Genomic DNA, 17,856 nt, shown 5'->3' on the forward strand with positions numbered 1-17,856 from the left:
TGAAACCGTTCCTCCGGTGGTCCGGTCGGATCAAAAGATGATAACTCATAATTCCTACATGTTTACTATGAATTAGATTATAGGTATCTACACTTGAACGGTCAACATTTTTTTCCAAACAAAAAAAAGCCCCGATTATTCGAGGCTCTCATAAGTGGCATGTCTTTTATACGGAATGCCTAGTTTTTCACACGCCTGCATCACGAATAGAGAATGTCGCTCGCGCATGGTTTTCTCCATACTCTTTTCCAATCCCCAATCAGATAGATTCGAGGCTGGCCGCAGTGCAGCAACCAAATCCCAATACGGAAGCTGGGTATAATCGAGTGTCTTGCTGCCAGATTGATAGCAAAGGGTAAAATCATTCATAGCCTTCACTCCAAATGCCCACAAAATCTCCAGTCTGGCATTGCCGAGATCCGACAAGGGGTCGCCTGTCGCAGCGTCCTCCCAATCGACGACAGCAGCCAGCTTCTCTTCCCTCCACATTGTATTTCCCGGCCAGAAATCGCCATGCAAAAGCGATGCTACATTCGCTTGGGGCAGCGGCCAAACGGACTCCAGCACTTCCCGAATGAGTCCCTCATCCAATGATTTATCCAGAATCGCAGGTCTTTTGTAGAGCTTTTCCGTTATCGCTTCTTCTTGTTTCGGCAAATAAATGCCCGCCAGCCTAGAAGCGTCTACCGAATGGATGCGAGTCAGCACCTCAGCTGCTTGCTGTAGATAGCTGGATAAGTCGGCTGGTTTGGTGACTGTCTGGCCTTCTATGAATTCGATGACAAGGCACGGTGTGGGAAATATCTCGCTGGATGCTTCGAGATGATAGGGCGTTGGAGTCGGCAAGTCAGCGGACTTCAGTATTTGTAAAAGTTTGAATTCATCTGATGCGATCTGCGGATTTCGCTTGAGGTCAGCCTGACCGTGCTCGCGAACGACTACTTTTTTCTTCGTGCCGTCAGGGGTCTCCATTTCTAGCGCTGTGACCTGTGCAGAAATCCCTCCTTTTAGCTCCCATGCACGGAGGAGCTTGGCAGACGGGTTCATGTTATGTACCAGGCGCGTCCATCTCTCATCCATCATGTTTCCCCCTTTATTCTCCACTGTCTGATTATCTATACAGCCCTACCTTCATTATATCAATGTACGATTCTATTTCTGTAAAAAAGGATTGGACATGTGCGAAGCATTTATCGTTGGCTACGTAGTTTTCGTCATTTGATGACGATGTAGACAAAAGATATATTCCATCAGTTGTGGTCGGGAGAAGCCCTGCCACATGTTTTCCAGTCGCCTGTATCCTCTCTGCGTTCGGGCGGTCTCCTTCCAAACATGTGACAGGACTTTCGTACATCTGTGGATTCATGCGTGTTTTTAAAACGTTTTGCAAGTTAACACCGGGAAGCTTCTGAAAGAAAATTCGGTTGAAAATAAAACATCTTAGAACCACTTTCAATGATTTAACGAATAGCTACGCCGGAAGAAGCGCATTTCCGGTCCAAGCGCCTCTGGAGCCCATCTTAGCTTCGGAAAAAATTGCGGGGGTTTTCAGCTTCACCTATGAACTACCTCCTCGAAACTTCTACGTTTGAAGCGCTTCCGCCATTTTTTCCGAAGCGGACAGTGTATACCCCTTGCTGGGCGTAGACTGGAAATTCGCTTCTTCCCCCCACTACAGCAACGTTTATAAACATAAAAAGTGCCGGTACCAAGAGGTGTACCGGCTTTCCAATATCATCTTTTCGGTAAATGAATCTGCCATGATAATCCGTAACGATCTTGAACCCATCCGAACTTTTCGCTGAATGGATATTGTCCGAGAGGCATGAGTACTTGTCCATCGGAGGAAAGCTGTCCGAAAACCCGGTCAACCTCTTCCTCCGTATCGCAGTCCACAAACAACGAAATCGCCGGAGTAAAGGCATGATAGTCACCGTTCGTATTGTCGATACACATGAAGGTTTGGTCTTTTAAGGTAAAGGTAGCGTGCAGGACTTGTCCATTCTCGTGATGCATGATCCGCTTGATTTCGGAGCGACCAAAAATAGAAGTGTAAAACTTCATCGCTTCTTCCGCTTGTCCGTGGAACATGAAAAACGTAGTGATAGCTTGCACTGACAATCACTCCCTTTCGTGATGTTATACACCTCCATTCTGCCCATTCCTCAAATATGCATAACTATGCCCCATCCGGGATATACCATACTTTTTTCTCAAGGTCCCATTTAGCCCCCGGACTCTTTGCATAGTCTTTCTCAACAAAGGGATTGTTTAAAGTCATTGCCGTTATAACATCCTTAACTGAATACTATCTCTCTTTCTCATTTATCGTGATTGATAAAAATAGTATCACCAGGACTTATATCATAAACTGTTAAATCTTTAACATCAGAAAGCAAAGCAGAGAGTTCGCTTGGCTGACCAGTTAAAAAATCAAATACGCCAAAATGTGTCGGTATAACATTTTTTATATTTAGCAGGCGGACTGCCTTAGCAGCCTCTCGGGGGGACATCGTATAAGCATCACCGATAGGCAATAGTGCCAGGTCTGGAACGTATAATTCAGCAATTAGAGCCATATCACCAAATACGTTTGTATCCCCAGCGTGATAGACAGTGTATCCATTTTCGAATTTGATTACGTACCCCATAGGCTCCCCGCCATAGAGAATCTGATCACCATCAACGAAAGCCGAGGAATGGTCTGCATGTACAGCAGTAACCGCTATATCTTCAAATTGTCGAGTTCCACCTTTATTTATGGCAACGATATTTTGAACACCTTTTTTCTGGAGAATAAAAGCCAGTTCCCAGCCTGCCAATACGCTGGCACCTGTTTTTTGCGCAAGCCAAACGACATCTTCAGCATGATCTCGATGTGCATGTGTTAAAAAAATATAATCTACTTTTTCTATGTTTTTAATCGTTTCGGGACAGGAGGGATTGTTTTTAATCCATGGATCAATAAGTATTTTTTTATTTCCAGATGTTTCTATATAAAATCCACCAAAACCAATCCAGGTAAAAGAAATATTTCGGTTTAACATGTTGATACTCCCCTTTTATAAATTTCTAGCTGTAAAAACTTCCTTAGCTGCATTCAGTCCATTCAAAGCGGCGGGGAAACCAGCATAAACGGCCATTTGCATCATTATTTCCATGATCTCTTCTTTTGTCCATCCAACATTTAAGGCACCGTTAATATGAACTTTCAGTTGAGGAATTGCGTACCCAAGAGCGGTTAAGGCTGCAACGGTCGCAATCTCACGAGATTTCAAGTCCAATCCTGGTCGGCTATAGATGTCCCCAAATGGGAATTCAACTAAAAAACGTTCAAAGTCAGGCGCGATTCCTTTCAAAAACTCGCGAGTATGAACACCAGATTCTCCGACAACCTGATTCATTACTTGTGAACCGACTTCATACCTTATTTCAGCCATCTTTAAAATCCTCCACTTCATTGTTATCTGTACCTTCAATGTAACTCTCATAAAATGAAATTTTTTGAGTTACAGCATTTATAAATAATTCAATATTTCGTTGTTGTTCGAGCAACTTATTCCGATGATCCATAAGAATCGAAAGTCGATTCCTAACTGGTTCTTTGGGCATCTCCCCGGATTCCAAACGTTCAAGTATGCAGCCATCTTTTGTGAACTCCGAAATATCTTCAAGTGACATCCCTGTTTTTTTGAGAGTTGCCATGAAAATAAGAAAGTTTACATCAGAATCCCTAAATTCGCGTATTCCATTTTGGGATCTCTTTATTTTAGGAAATAACCCACTTCTTTCATAAAATCGAATGGTATGTGCAGAAAGTCCGGTTCTTTCCGCAACTTCTTTAATATTCATTTCGAGGAGCTCCTTCTGTTGTCGACTTGGTCCAATCTTACACCTTTGAGTTGACTCTAAGTCAAGTTACCAGTTTGCTTAACCCATTCAGTCAAAAACGTTATTTTTGGAGTCGAAAAAGACAGGCAAACGCCTGTCTTAGTTAATGTTTTTTCACACGCAGAGAAATGATGCGACGACTCGCTATTGAGGCTTAGACTCCGTTACTTCCCCTTTTTCGGATATGCTCGCCCCATAGGAAATGCGGTTGAGCTTGTCGATGATCCGCTGTTTGTTTTTCTCGTCCATGGGAGCAGGCTGACCATTCGTGAGCTTCACCGGGATCACGCGGCTCTTGCTCCCGTCTTTTGTAAACGTCAGTTGGACCATCATGGCTTCGCGACCTTTCGGATTGCGCGAGGTGGTAAACACAAAATTCCCTACACTGTAGTAGATTGGCGCCTTTTTATAAAACTCAACGCCCATAATCGAATGGCTATGCGACCCGACAATGGCATCCACGCCGCTGTCGATCAGCTTTTTCGCCATCTCACGCGCATATGGTTCTGGGTAATCCTTATATTCCTGATTCCAGTGCATAACCGCAATCGTAATGTCTGACTCTGCCACTGCCTTTTTTACATAGGACAGCATTGGCTCATACGAGTAGGCATGCGCGAGACCTGGCTTGTTTTTTCGCGCATACCAACGCTCATTTGGAAGGACACGGCTGATCCCGATGATTGCCACGCGTTTTCCCTTGATCGTTTGGATGTAGGGAGCGAATGCTTCTTCCTCGTTTTTCCCTGCCCCCACGTAACCGATCTTTGCCTTTTTCAGATGCTCCATCGTGTCAGCGAGTGCGTCCATTCCGTAATCCAGCGAGTGATTATTCGCCAGGTTGACCACGTCGATGCCCGCGTTCACGAGCCCCTTCAAGGACTCTGGCTTCGCACGATAGGTATATTCCTTTTTCTCCGGACGTCCCCGCGTACTGACTGGTGTCTCCAGATTGCCAATCGTCAGGTCTGCCTGTTTGAGAAAATCGGCGGTTTTTTGAAACGGATAATCTACGCCGTACCGTCCGATCTGATTCCCGACGCTCTTATCGAAAATCATATCCCCGACAAACGCTACCTGAATGGAATCCTGCTCCTGCAACTCCCCTTCGCTGCTCGCCCCGACGGCGCCAGAAGATTCCGTTCCCATCGCAACACAGAGCATCCATGTAGCTACCACCATTACAGCGTGTTTCCATCGTCTCATCTTCATGCCTCTTTCGCCCACTTCTCTTTTTTGCTTCCATTCTAGAAGCAGCGGGATGTGAAGCCTGTTGAAGCATGTCTGGCTTCCGTGGAAATTTCTCGCCGAAAAGTGACGGGCATGCAAAAGATGGCGGTTTGGGGCCTGCTCCCCAAATCAAAATATTCCTCATTTTTCCAAATGTCGATTTTTGCCGATTACAAGTATAATGGACACATAAAATTCTAATACATAGGACGGTATAAACATGCTCCATCATTCCATAATGCTGAAAACGAAAACAGCTATGCCCGCCGTTCGGTCGAATAGCGTTCACAGGAGCCGACTGCTGCAAAAAATGGACGCTGGTCTACAATGCCGACTAACCACACTATACGCCCCAGCCGGTTACGGAAAAACGACCTTGCTCAGTCAATGGGCTCATCAGTACGGCGGTTCCACCGTATGGCTCTCACTCGATGAGATGGATAATGACCTGATTCGCTTTTGGAGATACATTGTTTTTACCCTGTCTGAAACTGGCTTCGCTGAACTCTCCGAGCGAATGGAACCAGCCATGAAGGCAACCAGTCATACCTCGATCTTTACCTTCATCGATTCTCTGCTCAATGAACTCGCTGCTACGACACAGCCACTTGCTATCATTCTCGATGACTATCACGTAATCTCGGATGAGACGATTCACAACAGCTTGGCTTATTTTTTGGAATATCTCCCGAGTCACGTCCATCTGTACATCGCCAGTCGCAACACGTTGCCTTTTTCTACAGTCAAATGGAACGTACGCCATGAAGTATGTCACATTGAGGCAGGACAATTTCTTTTCAGTTATCAAGAGACAGATAGCTTTTACCGGCAGGTTCACGATTTACCTCTGACCGAAACACAAATTGAACAGCTGGTGAAAAGTACGGAGGGCTGGATCGCCGGCTTGCAGCTCGCAGCTATTTCACTGGTGAATACGGAGAATCACGATCAATTTTTCGCCGGATTTACTGGCTCTCATCGCAATATTTCGGAGTATTTGTTTCATGAGGTAATCATGCGACTTCCCGAAGAGGAGCGCAGCTTCTTGCTCAAAACCTCTGTGCTGGCGAGAATGGACGCTCACGTATGCCAAGCGCTGACCAGCCTGCCCCAGTGCCAACAAATGCTGACCCGTTTGCACCGCCAAAACATTTTTTTAATCCCGCTGGATGATTATGGGACGTGGTATCGATACCATCACTTGTTTGCCGATTTTTTGCGCAGTCAATTGGAGCAGACGGCTCCCGGAGAAGCACGTAAGCTGCATCGGCTAGCCAGTGAGAGCTATGCGGAGCGTGGAATGATGGACGAAGCGATCGAACATGCGATTGCCGCTGCCGATTATACGCTGGCTGCAAGCTTCCTTGCGCAACATATTCCGGTACTGCTCCAACGCGGCGAGTTTTCCAGCTTTCTCAGAACGCTGGACAGCATCCCTGATCACGCGAACCATTTCTCACCACTTTTTCGCCTGATCTATGTGTTCCTCTTAGTTGCTTGCGGTTTTACGGATCGGGCAGAGCTTGCCCTCACCCAATTGGAGCAAAGCGCAGCGAGCCTAGAAGACTCGACGGAGCATCAACAGTTTTTGAGCGGGCTGTTTTTTGTGCGAGCGAATCTAGTATTTGCAACCGGAGATTTTGAGAGCTGGATTGCCAGTTCCTCACAGTTAAGTGGTGAGCTGCCAGAGAGTCCGTTGTTTTACCATTTTAATTACAACACGACTGAACCGTTTATTCGCCGTACGCGATTCGGGTTAAAAGGGATGCTGTCCGATCAAACAGAGGCTGTCGGCAAGCAATTCTCCAGCATACTCGAAGCTCATGGCTGGAAGGATTCTTTGATCAACCTGTACACCATTCAGGCGTTGGCGGAGGGGCTGTATGAGGAAAACAGGCTGGAAGAAAGCCTCGATCATCTTCAGCGAGTTCGTTTGGTCGCACTACAAAAGCAAATACCTGGCCTGCTCGTCCCCTATGCGCTGACTTCCTCCAAGCACAAGTTAGTGGAGGGGAATTTTGTTGCGGCACGAAAAATCATTTCAGAGACACGGGAGACGATCACAAGCTGGGGTGGTTCTTATTGGTTAAACCCATTACAAGCATTTCTCGCACACATCGCGATCCAGGAAGGGGACATTGCTTTGGCGAAAACGGAGTTGTTCAAGCTTCCCCCTTCCATTTTGAATCAGCCTAGTATTCAGAGAGAATTAGAGGTTTTGACCTATGTCCGTTTGCTTCTCGCCCAGCAGCAGGAGCAGGAAGCCTTGCGTATTTTAACGATCCTAAAGCCATCCAGTATTCGCGAGGAGCTGTTGATCAGCCAAGTAGACATCGCCATTCTGCAAGCGCTCGCCCATCAACAGTGCGGCAACAAAAAAGAAGCACTGGCTTTCCTCCACGAAGCACTCTTGATTGGCGGAAACAACTGCTACGTCCGAAGCTTTCTGGACGAAGGTACGGCGATGTCTCACCTCTTGCACGATTACCAGCTACGCTTGAAAAAACGATCCCAACAGCCAGGTCCGTCCGTATCGGCTGCGTACGTCAACCAGCTGCTATCTCTTTTCCCTAAGAAAATGGAGAAAAGAAAAGCTCCTTTGATCGAGCCGCTAACTGGAAAAGAAATGATTATCCTTTCCATGCTGGCCGAAGGAGCATCCAACAAGATGATCGCCGATGAGCTAGGGAATACGCTCGGGACCGTCAAGGTGTATTTGCATCGGATATATGGCAAGCTCGGTGTCACCAATCGCACTCAGGCTCTTCTGAAAGCTCAAGAGATTTCGCTGTTAGAAAATAGCCCTGTTGATTAACGGAATTTTTCAATGTGTTCTTGCAGAAAAGCGTCCAGCTGGCGAGGTTCTCTGCCGAGGACACGCCATACATCGTCTGTCGGCTTTTCCGGGATCGCTACTGACATCGCTTGAATTTCAACGACATGACTGGCGAGCCACTCCGGCATGTTTCCGTACTCCATCAGATCACGTCGGAGTGCTTCGCTATCCTTGTTGATGTACGTTATCGGGCGGTCAAGCAGCTCGGACAGCTTGCTCGCAATTTGCGAATAACTGAAAACCTCAGAACCCGTCAGTGTGTATACACGACCTGCTTTTTCGGGATGGGTCAATGCCTCTGCGGCAACATCGGCGATATCCCGGCAATCGATAAAGTTGCAGGCTGTTTCGCCCATCGCACCGAAGAAAACATGTTGCGTCTGAATTGTCGGTGCGAAACGGAGCAGATTCTGCATAAAGGCGTACGGTCGAAGCACAGTATTTTTCATACCCGATTCTAATAAAGTTCTCTCGATTTCCTGGTGCCATCTCGCTACGGCGACTGGCGCCTTTTCGTCGTAGGCTGGACTGGATATTTTCACAATGTGTTGGATTCCAGCCTCAGCTGCTATGCGAATCATCGCTGTTTCCAGCTCGACCTGATCGGGACTGTTTGAAAGGGAAAGGAAGAGCTGATTCGCACCTGCGAACGCTCGGCGCAATGATTCAGGGTCAGAAGCTTCCGCTGCTGCGACTTCCACCGTAGATTCTGCCCGTTCTCCCATTAGCATCTGAAGTTTTTCCGGTGTTCTGCTCAATGCCCGAGTTGGGACACCAAGCTCTATCAATCGTTTCAAAAGTGCACGTCCTATGGTTCCTGTCGCTCCCATAACTACGATCATTATCTATCTCTCCTCCGTAAATGATTCCATTTTTATTGGTCATGGCTGATGGCACTACGCCACCGCCATGTGATTAACGTGCTGGCGATTATCGCTGATAGCGGGAAGTCGATCCAGACACGGCTTAGCCAAGCTAACGATTCACCGGGAGCAACGATAACGAGTAACTCCGTTGTTAGCCATGCTGCCAACAGACCGATCACCGCCATTGTCATCCCCATAACCGCTACCAGCGCCAAATGAGGCGTGTGGGTGACCCAACGTTTATGTATACCTTGGCTCTGTAACCATCGTCCAAGCAGTGCTGCAATCAATGCAGATGTTCCGCCAATCGTGGTCAATGCTCCTATTTGCAGCCCTTTGTCAGCGGTGATCCATCCTCCAATGCTCGCCATGATTGCAGGAGACAAATAAGCCATAACGACCTCTCGCCATAAAACAAACAATTTTCGCTCGGGACTTGCCCTCTTGATCGGATAAACACCTCCCGATTTTACAGGATCATGCATGTTTTTCACCTCCTTTCCCTTGTTCTGAATAAGTGATTAGGAACCTAACTATATAAGAGTGAAAATGGGCTAGCTGCCTAGCCCGCTTTACTGCTTACTATTCTTCTGTCAGTGCCGAGATGCCTTGTGTCACGCGGCCTAGCAGGTCGAGAAACACACTGCGCTCCTGAGTATTGAGCAATCCGACCATCGCTTCCAATCTCGCAAAGTGCTCAGGCGCCATTTCACGCAGCTTACTAGCCCCGAGCTCCGTTAACATGACCGATTTTTGCCTGCCATCTTTTGCACTCGCTCGTCGTGAGACTAGGCCGTCGCGCTCGAGGATGTCGATCAGACCGGTAACAGTTGCACGTGTTACACCCAGATGCTCTGCCAATTGTGACGGCAGTACTTCCCCTCCGTTATCTTCAAGGTCTGCCAACAACCGATATCGTCCCGTTGATAAGCCGAATCTGGCAAAATGTATTTCGGCCGCATTCCCTAGCTTGGCTCCTGCCTCCATCAGCCTGGCGGCGACGAGTATAGCTTGTGCATCAACATCGAGTCCATACCGGTCAATCTGGCGTTGCGATTGAACTAGCGATGGGATCGCATCTTCTTGTTTTCTTCCGTTTGAATGGTTTGTCATGAATATAGTATGGCACCTAACTATTTTCTTGTCAACACGCCCCCTCTATTTCGGTGCCATCCTGATTGCCCCATCCAGTCGGATCGTTTCTCCATTCAACATCGGATTGGTGAGGATGCTGTTCACCAGCATCGCGTATTCTTTCGGGTCACCCATGCGAGCGGGAAAAGGAACAGTCGCACCCAACGCTGCTTTTTCAGAGCGCGGGAGCTGATCGAACATCGGCGTGTCAAATAGCCCTGGAGCAATCGCCATCACGCGTATGCCATACCAAGCCAGATCTCTTGCTAGCGGCAGGGTCATACTTACAATTCCGCCTTTGGAGGCGCTATACGCAACCTGCCCCACCTGTCCTTCAAAAGCCGCCACCGATGCGGTATTAATGATGACACCTCGCTCCCCCTGTTGGTTCGGCTCGTTTCCTACCATTTGCTCCACCGCCAACCGAATAACATTAAAAGTACCGATCAGATTGACTGAAATGACTTTGCTGAAGGATTCCAGTGGATGTGGACCGCTTCGCGACAGCGTTTTTTGTGCCAAACCAATCCCCGCACAGTTGACCACAGCGTGAATCGTACCGAATGTGCCAGCAGCCTGATCAATGGCCTCCCTTACACTCGCCTCACTCATGACATCGGTATGCACGAACAAAGCATTCTCGCGCCCCAACTCATTCGCCAGCGCTTGCCCCTTCTCCACCGTCAAATCAAGAATGGCTACTTTTCCCCCGTGTTGAACTACATTCCTCACAGCGGCTTCTCCCAAACCGGAAGCACCACCTGTTACAATGGCAACCACTTCCCGCATATCCAAGCCATTCTCTCCCTTCCTCTGCTATTGCATCCACATTCAGAAAAAAGCTCTGCAAGTTGGATACCAACCGAGCTCCCCCTTGTCGCACGTAGTTTTTCCGAAGCGACAAGCAGTCTGCACCTTCTCAAATCCAGACAGGTGTGAGACAGCTGTGTCCGGGCAAAGGACAGTTGTGCTTATCCAGCTTGTTTTTATTTGTGACCGGAATGTTGCTTTATCTCGCTGGTTTAAAACATGGGTAAAAACCGGACATTAGTTCGAGAGAGGACCGTTAGAAAACTTCATGCCTAAAATAAGTAGGTAACCATTCTGTGGGTTCATCCGTCTGCTATATAGGAGAATTTTACTAATCATACATACACCTATTTCGAAGTAGTCAGACGAACTGGAGATGATCTCATGAGTCCTATGGTTTTTTTCAAAAAGGCTGTCCCCGCGAACGCGGAGCAACTCACCCAAATTGCCACTCGCTGCTTCGCAGAAGACGTCCAAAAGTACGGAGAGGGCCCTGCCGGACATGACCAGCCTGACCAGCATATTTTATTCATGCAAAAGGCCCATTACTATACGATCTTGCTGGATGACCAGATCGTCGGCGGTTTTTGCCTTATTCCAGTCGACCATGAGCATTTGGAGCTGGGGATCATTTATGTCGATCCTGATAAGCAAAACATGCGTATCGGAAGCCAAACCATGCAGTTCATGGAGGCCGCGTATCCACACATCAAAAAGTGGACGCTCGATACTGGCTATGAAGCAGTACGCAACCAGCACTTTTACGAGAAATGCGGTTATAAAAAGGTCGGCGAGACCGAGCCAAACGCAACAAATGGTTTTTATAAATTCAGGTACGAAAAACGGATACCTAAATAGATAGATGGAAACGGGAGAACAGCTACAGGCCATTCTCCCTTTTTCTTTTGTCGCCCTTATTTTCGAATGCCCTTCTTGGTCGCCAATTCCAAGTAGTATGTTGTTTCTGCCTGTGTTTCCTTCGTAAATGCTTCACTTACCGCATATGCCGGCTCCACATGGATTTCACTCAGCTTTTGCAAAAAGGCTGGGTCTTTTTCCATCTTGGCAATCGCTTCTTCCCACTTGCGGATAATCGACGCTGGCGTTCCTTTGGCAAAAGACACTCCCGTCCACCAGAAAACCGACAAGCCTTGAATCCCTTGTTCCTCCGCCGTAGGAACGTCAGGCAGGAACGGACTTCGCGTGTCACCGGATACTGCAAGGATTTTGACCTTGCCCGCTTTCAGCATCGGCATGATCTCCCCCACTGTATGCACCGCCAAAATCGCGTGCCCTCCAGCGACTTTCGGGACGGAGTCGGAGGCGCCTTTCGTCACGATCATTCTCGTCTTGGCGAAGTCAGCCCCGATCACATCCAACCACTCTGCTACCCCAAAAGCGGAAAAACCTGCTGGCCCTACAGAAGTCCATGTTAACTGCTCCGGATTCGCACGAACCCACGCGGAAAATTCAGCGAAATCTTTCCAAGGTGCGTCGGCTTTCACAGCAAAAGCAAGCGTCCCTTTGCCAATCCTAGCTGTATAGACTTGATCCTCGTTTGTAATCGGCGGTGTTTTCATCCCGGCAGCGAGCATCGTCGTATTGGATACATTGACAGCAAGCGCTGTGTAACCATCGTTTTTGGCTTGCTTTAAAGCATACTCCGCTCCTACCGCTCCACCACCTCCCGCCTTGTTGACGACGACGATGGGCTGCCCCCATTCCTTGCTCAAATAATCTGCTGCCGCTCTGGCCACGAGATCGACTCCGCCCCCGGCAGAATACGGAACGATATACTCCACCTGCTTCGATGGATAAGCCGACTCGGCTGCACCTTGATTTCCACATCCGCTAACGGCTGCTGCCAAAAGTAACGACAGGATGACAGCTGCCCATTGTTTATACCCTTTCAATGACCCTTCCTCCCTACGCGACGACATCTACTCCCCGGTCTCGCTCTTCTTTCAGCCGTTGCTGTGTCCGACGGTTCAGCATCATGGAGATGATCAAGAGTGCTCCAGCTGCCAGCAAGATGGTCAACGATAGAGGTCGAAACAAAACTATACTGAAATCACCCGCGCCCATCGCCATCGTTTGAATGAAGGATTCTTCCAGAAGAGGTCCAAGAATGAAGCACAACACCAGCGGAACAACCGGCCATTTATATTTGGAAAAAACATACCCAAGTCCGCCAAACAGAAACGCTACCCACACATCAAACATGCTGTTGCGCACACTGTATGCCCCAATCGTGCAGAACATCAGGATGATTGGAGCCATGATGCCATACGGTACCCTCGTCAATTTGACCCACACCCATACCATCGGGAGGTTCAGCACGAGAAGCATCGCATTCCCCACGAACATCGAAGCGATGACCGTCCAGACAAAGCTCGCATTTTGTTCAAACAAAACAGGGCCTGGCGTCAAACCGTAGATCATCAAGCCTGCCAACAAAATCGCCAGTGGCGGTGAGGAAGGAATCCCGAGCGAAAACAGCGGGATGAAGCCCGCACTGCTCGTCGCATTATTCGCTGCTTCTGGTGCTGCCACCCCTTCGATCGCTCCCTGACCAAACTTCTCGGGATGCTTCGATAGCTTTTTCTCCATATCGTACGCCAAAAACGACGTGATCGCAGCCGAACAGCCCGGCAGCAATCCAAGAAAAAAGCCGATAATTCCGCCCCTCAGCATAGGCCCAGCACTTACTCTCAGGTCTTCCTTTTTCGGGTAGACACTCCCTGGCTTGCCAAGCAGGGTAGCTGTGCGTTTTTCATCAATCCCTTTGAGGACTTCCGTAATCGCAAACAACCCGATAATGATGCTAATCATGTCAAAACCGCCGACCAATGCGGGCACACCGTAATCAAAGCGCGGCATGCCCGAAGAGGGTCCCAGTCCAACTAGTGCGAGCGTATAGCCGAATGCCCCCATCAAAAACGATTTGACCAATGATCCTCCTGATAGACTGACCATCAGCGTGAGAGCCAAAATCATCAGCGCAAAGTATTCAGGCGGTCCGAATTTTAAGGCTTGATCTGCCAGAATCGGAGCGAAAAAGACGAGGCCGATTACCCCCAGTACCCCTGCACCAAACGAAGCCAGTGCGGATATCCCCAATGCCGGCCCACCTCTTCCTTTTTTCGCGAGCGGATAGCCATCCAAACACGTGGGGACTGACGATAGCTCCCCCGGGATATTGAGCAGAATGGCAGTCGTCGAACCGCCGTACATGGCACCGTAATAAATTCCTGCCAGCATGATCATCCCTTGTGTCGGCTCCAGTACGGCTGTCACCGGAAGCAGAATCGCGATGGCAGAAGTGGGACCGAGACCGGGCAATACGCCTACAAAGGTGCCAATAAGAGCGCCGAGTGCTGCCATGAGCAGATGCTCCGGCGCGAGGGCTGAAGCAAAACCAGCCAGTAGTAATTGGAACGTCTCGATGATCAGCACCTCCTTATCATGCTTGCTCTAAAACCAATCGCCTCCAGGCAGCGTGATATGCAGCGAGTAGATGAACACCACATACAGCCCCCCTGTCAAAAGGACGGAGTACACGATGGACGTACGCCACCGATAGCTGCCGATCAATATAAAAAATGCAAAGGAGACAAAGAGCGTCGCCATTGTGTAGCCGATCGCGCCGAGCAGCCAGACATACAGCAACAGGAATAAAAAGCAAAGCAGCAGGCGCAGCCTTTTTCCAGGAAAAAGCGGTCTGGGATTTGGCGAAGAGGCTTCCTCCGTCACGCGGAATGATTGGACCAGCAGCACACCCCCGAGCATAAAAAACAGTAAGCCGAGAATAGCAGGCAACGTGTGATCCCCCACGTACAAGGACGTCGAGAATGCCTCCAGACGATAGGCCTCGAATGATAGGACGACTCCAAGAAACATACTTAGGAGGGCACCGATAAAATCTGGCTGATTATCCGGGCGTCTCATGTGTATCACCTCAGCAAAAAAGCTACCACCAGCCTATGGCACATGCGCCCATTGTGTGCGAGAGCATAAAAAAACTACCATAGCCAGTCCGTATGGGACACAGCATATGGTAGTCATTTACATCTTGATTTCAATTTCGTTCCATTTCGATTTGGTCGCTCAGACGAATAATGGCGTGAGCGACCTTCGCTTCATACGTCTCATTGCTTTCGAACTCGCTCCAAACCTCTTTGATATCGCCTTTCGAAACATCGTGGATCATGAGCATTTTCAAAAGCTTCTCCATATTGGCTTGATTGCGGATCAAATGAGGCTCCATCCGCTTAACCACCATCCATAATTTTTGCGAATTGACCATCGGCGTCGTCACCATCTGCATCCGCTACCTCCACACCAATTATAACTACATATAACTAGTTATAATTAATTATAACGAATTACTCAAGTAAAAATCTTGTCTTCCGAAGTCACCTTTTTGCGTATAAGAAATGCCCTCCAATTGGAGGGCATTGATTGTATGGTTCAGTATGTTGTTTATGTTTCTACTGTTAGAGAAAAAAGATGATTACCAAGGCTCCGGCCAGCCATATTGTATAATCAGATTAGATTGCTTGGCTGGTTGTTCTACTAAAACTGGCATTGTAATGAAGGCGGTTAACATACACAAAGACAATATCCATTTCTTCATGACCTATACCTCCTGTTTGGATCTATGATTACTTCCATTATACACGTTTACCAATTTATGGAGTATACCAAAAGGAAGATTTTTTTTCTTTGACACATAGAATTCAAAAAGTACGCTCAGACTCTTATCTGCTTGTTTTATCTCATTGATTGCGCGATAGTAATTCACGCTCTCCACGAGACTATCGATCCCTAAGTCTGCTTCGTTTTTTTGAATGTAAAAGGTGCCCTTTGTTCGGAAATACAGTCCCATTTGATTGTATTGATTCGGAGTAGTTAAATTCTCTGGCAAGATCGATGCTTCTGCCAAAAATAGTTCACGGATTTGCTCTTCTTCTCCTACCTGGATATAAATCTCTAGCAAATCATTCGCAATCACAATTTTTTCATCCTGTGCTTGTTGCGCAAGACACTCTTGTAATACCGGAATGGCTTTATCAAATTTCCCTGTCTTTCCGTATAGTTTCCCCCGAATATGTCTGGCATGTTTATGTACCTCGGGATAATCGAACATTTCGTATCTCTCCAGATAAAAATGTCCTAATGTGTAGTCCTCCAACTCAAAATAGGAAATGATGATCGCAAGAATCGCTGCTGCTTTTTGCTCACTCTGACTATGGTCGATTTCAAGTCCTTGTTTACACAGATGAATACAATCTGAATAAAATCCAAGACGCAAGGCATGGAAGGAAAATTTATAGTAGGTCAAAATTCGCTCATTGATATGCAGATAGGACGTGTAGTGTAATAGCTCCTTGCCTTCTACATAGGTTTGATCTAATTGGCTTAAATTTTCACGTCGAATCATGTAGCGTTGGAAAAGCGATCTTGCCAGATACAAAGGAATTCCGTGTTCACGTGAGTAATCACAAATCACGTCATAAAGAGCCAAGCGCAGTTCTTCATTCCCTTCCATTCCCGCGCTTTGATACAGATAGTCTAAAGAAAGAAATGTATTGCTTTTGGGACAATTTAGCAACTGCAAAGCTACTTTGTTGGTAAGAACCACATTCTTCTCTTGCATCACAGCCTCTAATAGAGACCGAAGTGTCGCTTCGCGCTTAATTTTATATAAATAGGGTACGATCGCTGTATAAAGTGGAATATCTAGTACTTTTGCCAGCTTCATTACATGCTGCATATTTGGTAAAGTAAAGGCATCGGATTCTATCTTACTAATGGTTCCAGAAGCTACACCTGTTCTTTCTGATAACTCAGTCAGTGTTAAGTTTGCTCTATTTCGATATACTCGTAATATGCCCCCAAAGGTCTTTCCCTCTGAAATCACAGCAAATACACCCTCCTGATGATTCCTTTTTATGGATATGATAGCACATTAAACCACGAATGATATAATCGATTTGAATCATTTTTAAATAGATTACACTTTTTTACTAGAGTGGGGAAGAGATGGAAAGTTTCCATAGCTTCATCAAAATCGAGTGGATAAAGTTTTTATGCAAGCCGAGCAATTGGTTTATTGAATGTGACTTAAGGTTGTGCTATCGAGTTAAGCATGTCAAACATAATTTTGATAAGAATAACTTGATATGAAACTATACTCATCAATAATTTACTGTCATAACACCCAATATTGGTATGGGTATAGATCAACAGCAATCATATTTATGCGTACATGAAGGTATTTACGAAAAAGCAGCTTAACTAAACAAGCGGCTTTTTGTGGCTATCTACTTCTGTCTTCTTTAATACTATCCGTTCTTTCAATCATTTCGTAGAATCACGTTGTTGTTGTCGATGCTCATTTAGAGCATCCATCCAAATCGTAACGAGCTCTGCAAAATACTTTGTTTCAATGAACGACTCCAATTCCTCGCCAGTGTCTATACCCGCTTCTAGCTGTTCCTCAACGTATGAGTTATAAATTCGAGTATAATCCCTCCGTATTTCGGAACTGTATAAATTTCCAGTACCATCTGATACTTCTTCTTCACCAGATACCGCTCTTTGTATCCTGTCTAAAATTAAGTTCTTCGAGAGTTCTGATCGAACCTCGACTTCTAAAAATTCTTCTACAATCGATAAATGTTCTGGTAAGCAAATTCGTAGTTTATCTGCCTTATCATCGAAAACAATTTCGTAAGGTATCATAGGGTTCCTCCTAGATTACGGTTCATAAATTGGGTAAGCTGTAGTAATCCTTCCATCTTTGTCTAGCCACATTTCAATTTAAATGCCAGAGGAATGCCTACCTTCCCATTTTTGTATCATTTCCGTTCCATTTCACTTTATGGAGGGGATTGCTCACGATGCCATCCTACAGCTCTTCCTTTTTCGTTAATTTCTCCTTCAAGGATATGCCTTCTAGCATTTGGGGCAAAGTACTTTTCAATATCATCCCATTCGCAATTGCCGATATTATGAACCCAAATTTGGGTGAAACCACTACCAAGCCATTTTCATTCATACAAATAAAAAGCTGTCGCCCAGCCC

General features: G+C 46.9%; 20 protein-coding genes. 2 read left to right on the forward strand and 18 right to left on the reverse strand.

From position 1 onward, the window contains the following. Positions 1 to 135: 135 nt before the first annotated feature. The 7 genes from HP401_RS11595 to HP401_RS11620 form a co-directional block, all read right to left on the reverse strand. Positions 136 to 1,083: a phosphotransferase family protein gene (locus tag HP401_RS11595; protein WP_254457052.1), complete on the reverse strand. Its 948-nt coding sequence runs from the start codon at positions 1,081 to 1,083 to the stop codon at positions 136 to 138. Between the two features lie 651 nt (positions 1,084 to 1,734). Further along, on the reverse strand, positions 1,735 to 2,121 hold the full coding sequence (locus HP401_RS11600) for a VOC family protein (RefSeq protein WP_173605083.1): 387 nt from the start codon (positions 2,119 to 2,121) through the stop codon (positions 1,735 to 1,737). Between the two features lie 58 nt (positions 2,122 to 2,179). Next, complete coding sequence (locus HP401_RS35700; protein WP_375138859.1) at positions 2,180 to 2,281, reverse strand: DUF5710 domain-containing protein; 102 nt, start codon at positions 2,279 to 2,281, stop codon at positions 2,180 to 2,182. Positions 2,282 to 2,321: 40 nt separating this feature from the next. Then, positions 2,322 to 3,047 (reverse strand): metal-dependent hydrolase, encoded by a 726-nt coding sequence (locus HP401_RS11605; RefSeq protein WP_173605084.1) that lies wholly within the window; start codon positions 3,045 to 3,047, stop codon positions 2,322 to 2,324. Between the two features lie 15 nt (positions 3,048 to 3,062). Beyond that, entirely contained in the window at positions 3,063 to 3,440 is a 378-nt protein-coding gene (locus tag HP401_RS11610; protein ID WP_015892873.1) for a carboxymuconolactone decarboxylase family protein, read from the reverse strand. Next, positions 3,433 to 3,852: a MerR family transcriptional regulator gene (locus HP401_RS11615; protein ID WP_173605085.1), complete on the reverse strand. Its 420-nt coding sequence runs from the start codon at positions 3,850 to 3,852 to the stop codon at positions 3,433 to 3,435. The genes HP401_RS11610 and HP401_RS11615 overlap by 8 nt, the downstream gene beginning before the upstream one ends. Positions 3,853 to 4,035: 183 nt before the next feature. After that, positions 4,036 to 5,103 (reverse strand): CapA family protein, encoded by a 1,068-nt coding sequence (locus HP401_RS11620; RefSeq protein ID WP_173605086.1) that lies wholly within the window; start codon positions 5,101 to 5,103, stop codon positions 4,036 to 4,038. 238 nt (positions 5,104 to 5,341) lie between these two features. On the opposite strand from HP401_RS11620, the gene HP401_RS11625 reads away from it, so the two are divergent. Then, positions 5,342 to 7,936 carry a winged helix-turn-helix domain-containing protein gene (locus tag HP401_RS11625; protein ID WP_173605087.1) on the forward strand — a complete coding sequence of 865 codons (2,595 nt, stop codon included), beginning with the start codon at positions 5,342 to 5,344 and terminating at the stop codon, positions 7,934 to 7,936. Here HP401_RS11625 and HP401_RS11630 read toward each other — a convergent pair. The 4 genes from HP401_RS11630 to HP401_RS11645 all read right to left on the reverse strand — a co-directional run bounded on the left by HP401_RS11630 (position 7,933) and on the right by HP401_RS11645 (position 10,752). Beyond that, positions 7,933 to 8,799: an SDR family oxidoreductase gene (locus tag HP401_RS11630; protein ID WP_173605088.1), complete on the reverse strand. Its 867-nt coding sequence runs from the start codon at positions 8,797 to 8,799 to the stop codon at positions 7,933 to 7,935. The genes HP401_RS11625 and HP401_RS11630 overlap by 4 nt on opposite strands. Before the next feature lie 32 nt (positions 8,800 to 8,831). After that, positions 8,832 to 9,308 carry a hypothetical protein gene (locus tag HP401_RS11635; RefSeq protein ID WP_173605089.1) on the reverse strand — a complete coding sequence of 159 codons (477 nt, stop codon included), beginning with the start codon at positions 9,306 to 9,308 and terminating at the stop codon, positions 8,832 to 8,834. Between the two features lie 97 nt (positions 9,309 to 9,405). Beyond that, positions 9,406 to 9,936, reverse strand: coding sequence for a MarR family winged helix-turn-helix transcriptional regulator (locus HP401_RS11640; protein ID WP_173605090.1), 531 nt, complete (start codon positions 9,934 to 9,936; stop codon positions 9,406 to 9,408). A gap of 45 nt (positions 9,937 to 9,981) precedes the next feature. Further along, positions 9,982 to 10,752: a 3-hydroxyacyl-CoA dehydrogenase gene (locus HP401_RS11645; RefSeq protein WP_173605091.1), complete on the reverse strand. Its 771-nt coding sequence runs from the start codon at positions 10,750 to 10,752 to the stop codon at positions 9,982 to 9,984. Positions 10,753 to 11,151: 399 nt separating this feature from the next. On the opposite strand from HP401_RS11645, the gene HP401_RS11650 reads away from it, so the two are divergent. Then, entirely contained in the window at positions 11,152 to 11,625 is a 474-nt protein-coding gene (locus HP401_RS11650) for a GNAT family N-acetyltransferase (RefSeq protein WP_173605092.1), read from the forward strand. Positions 11,626 to 11,681: 56 nt separating this feature from the next. On the opposite strand, the gene HP401_RS11655 is transcribed toward HP401_RS11650, so the two are convergent. From HP401_RS11655 to HP401_RS11680, 7 genes are all read right to left on the reverse strand, one after another. Beyond that, positions 11,682 to 12,707, reverse strand: a complete 1,026-nt coding sequence (locus HP401_RS11655) for a tripartite tricarboxylate transporter substrate binding protein (RefSeq protein ID WP_173605093.1) — start codon at positions 12,705 to 12,707, stop codon at positions 11,682 to 11,684. Then, positions 12,694 to 14,223: a tripartite tricarboxylate transporter permease gene (locus tag HP401_RS11660; RefSeq protein ID WP_173605094.1), complete on the reverse strand. Its 1,530-nt coding sequence runs from the start codon at positions 14,221 to 14,223 to the stop codon at positions 12,694 to 12,696. The genes HP401_RS11655 and HP401_RS11660 overlap by 14 nt, the downstream gene beginning before the upstream one ends. Before the next feature lie 18 nt (positions 14,224 to 14,241). Continuing rightward, positions 14,242 to 14,715: a tripartite tricarboxylate transporter TctB family protein gene (locus tag HP401_RS11665; RefSeq protein WP_173605095.1), complete on the reverse strand. Its 474-nt coding sequence runs from the start codon at positions 14,713 to 14,715 to the stop codon at positions 14,242 to 14,244. Positions 14,716 to 14,845: 130 nt separating this feature from the next. Then, on the reverse strand, positions 14,846 to 15,094 hold the full coding sequence (locus tag HP401_RS11670; RefSeq protein WP_173605096.1) for an HD domain-containing protein: 249 nt from the start codon (positions 15,092 to 15,094) through the stop codon (positions 14,846 to 14,848). Positions 15,095 to 15,280: 186 nt separating this feature from the next. Next, positions 15,281 to 15,403 carry a hypothetical protein gene (locus tag HP401_RS30155; RefSeq protein ID WP_016742160.1) on the reverse strand — a complete coding sequence of 41 codons (123 nt, stop codon included), beginning with the start codon at positions 15,401 to 15,403 and terminating at the stop codon, positions 15,281 to 15,283. A gap of 3 nt (positions 15,404 to 15,406) precedes the next feature. Beyond that, entirely contained in the window at positions 15,407 to 16,690 is a 1,284-nt protein-coding gene (locus tag HP401_RS11675; protein WP_173605097.1) for a helix-turn-helix domain-containing protein, read from the reverse strand. A gap of 440 nt (positions 16,691 to 17,130) precedes the next feature. Beyond that, on the reverse strand, positions 17,131 to 17,514 hold the full coding sequence (locus HP401_RS11680; RefSeq protein ID WP_173605098.1) for a hypothetical protein: 384 nt from the start codon (positions 17,512 to 17,514) through the stop codon (positions 17,131 to 17,133). Positions 17,515 to 17,856: the final 342 nt, after the last annotated feature.

This window comes from Brevibacillus sp. HB2.2, assembly GCF_013284275.1.
Taxonomy (GTDB): Bacteria; Bacillota; Bacilli; order Brevibacillales; family Brevibacillaceae; genus Brevibacillus; species Brevibacillus brevis_D.

What these genes read in the sequence shown, in the direction of transcription:
- HP401_RS11595 (WP_254457052.1), bottom strand. Translation starts at nt 1,083, where the DNA reads ATGATGGATGAGAGATGGACGCGCCTGGTACATAACATGAACCCGTCT.
- HP401_RS35700 (WP_375138859.1), bottom strand. Translation starts at nt 2,281, where the DNA reads ATGACTTTAAACAATCCCTTTGTTGAGAAAGACTATGCAAAGAGTCCG.
- HP401_RS11605 (WP_173605084.1), bottom strand. Translation starts at nt 3,047, where the DNA reads ATGTTAAACCGAAATATTTCTTTTACCTGGATTGGTTTTGGTGGATTT.
- HP401_RS11610 (WP_015892873.1), bottom strand. Translation starts at nt 3,440, where the DNA reads ATGGCTGAAATAAGGTATGAAGTCGGTTCACAAGTAATGAATCAGGTT.
- HP401_RS11615 (WP_173605085.1), bottom strand. Translation starts at nt 3,852, where the DNA reads ATGAATATTAAAGAAGTTGCGGAAAGAACCGGACTTTCTGCACATACC.
- HP401_RS11620 (WP_173605086.1), bottom strand. Translation starts at nt 5,103, where the DNA reads ATGAAGATGAGACGATGGAAACACGCTGTAATGGTGGTAGCTACATGG.
- HP401_RS11625 (WP_173605087.1), top strand. Translation starts at nt 5,342, where the DNA reads ATGCTCCATCATTCCATAATGCTGAAAACGAAAACAGCTATGCCCGCC.
- HP401_RS11630 (WP_173605088.1), bottom strand. Translation starts at nt 8,799, where the DNA reads ATGATCGTAGTTATGGGAGCGACAGGAACCATAGGACGTGCACTTTTG.
- HP401_RS11635 (WP_173605089.1), bottom strand. Translation starts at nt 9,308, where the DNA reads ATGCATGATCCTGTAAAATCGGGAGGTGTTTATCCGATCAAGAGGGCA.
- HP401_RS11640 (WP_173605090.1), bottom strand. Translation starts at nt 9,936, where the DNA reads ATGACAAACCATTCAAACGGAAGAAAACAAGAAGATGCGATCCCATCG.
- HP401_RS11650 (WP_173605092.1), top strand. Translation starts at nt 11,152, where the DNA reads ATGAGTCCTATGGTTTTTTTCAAAAAGGCTGTCCCCGCGAACGCGGAG.
- HP401_RS11655 (WP_173605093.1), bottom strand. Translation starts at nt 12,707, where the DNA reads ATGTCGTCGCGTAGGGAGGAAGGGTCATTGAAAGGGTATAAACAATGG.
- HP401_RS11665 (WP_173605095.1), bottom strand. Translation starts at nt 14,715, where the DNA reads ATGAGACGCCCGGATAATCAGCCAGATTTTATCGGTGCCCTCCTAAGT.
- HP401_RS11670 (WP_173605096.1), bottom strand. Translation starts at nt 15,094, where the DNA reads ATGCAGATGGTGACGACGCCGATGGTCAATTCGCAAAAATTATGGATG.
- HP401_RS30155 (WP_016742160.1), bottom strand. Translation starts at nt 15,403, where the DNA reads ATGAAGAAATGGATATTGTCTTTGTGTATGTTAACCGCCTTCATTACA.
- HP401_RS11680 (WP_173605098.1), bottom strand. Translation starts at nt 17,514, where the DNA reads ATGATACCTTACGAAATTGTTTTCGATGATAAGGCAGATAAACTACGA.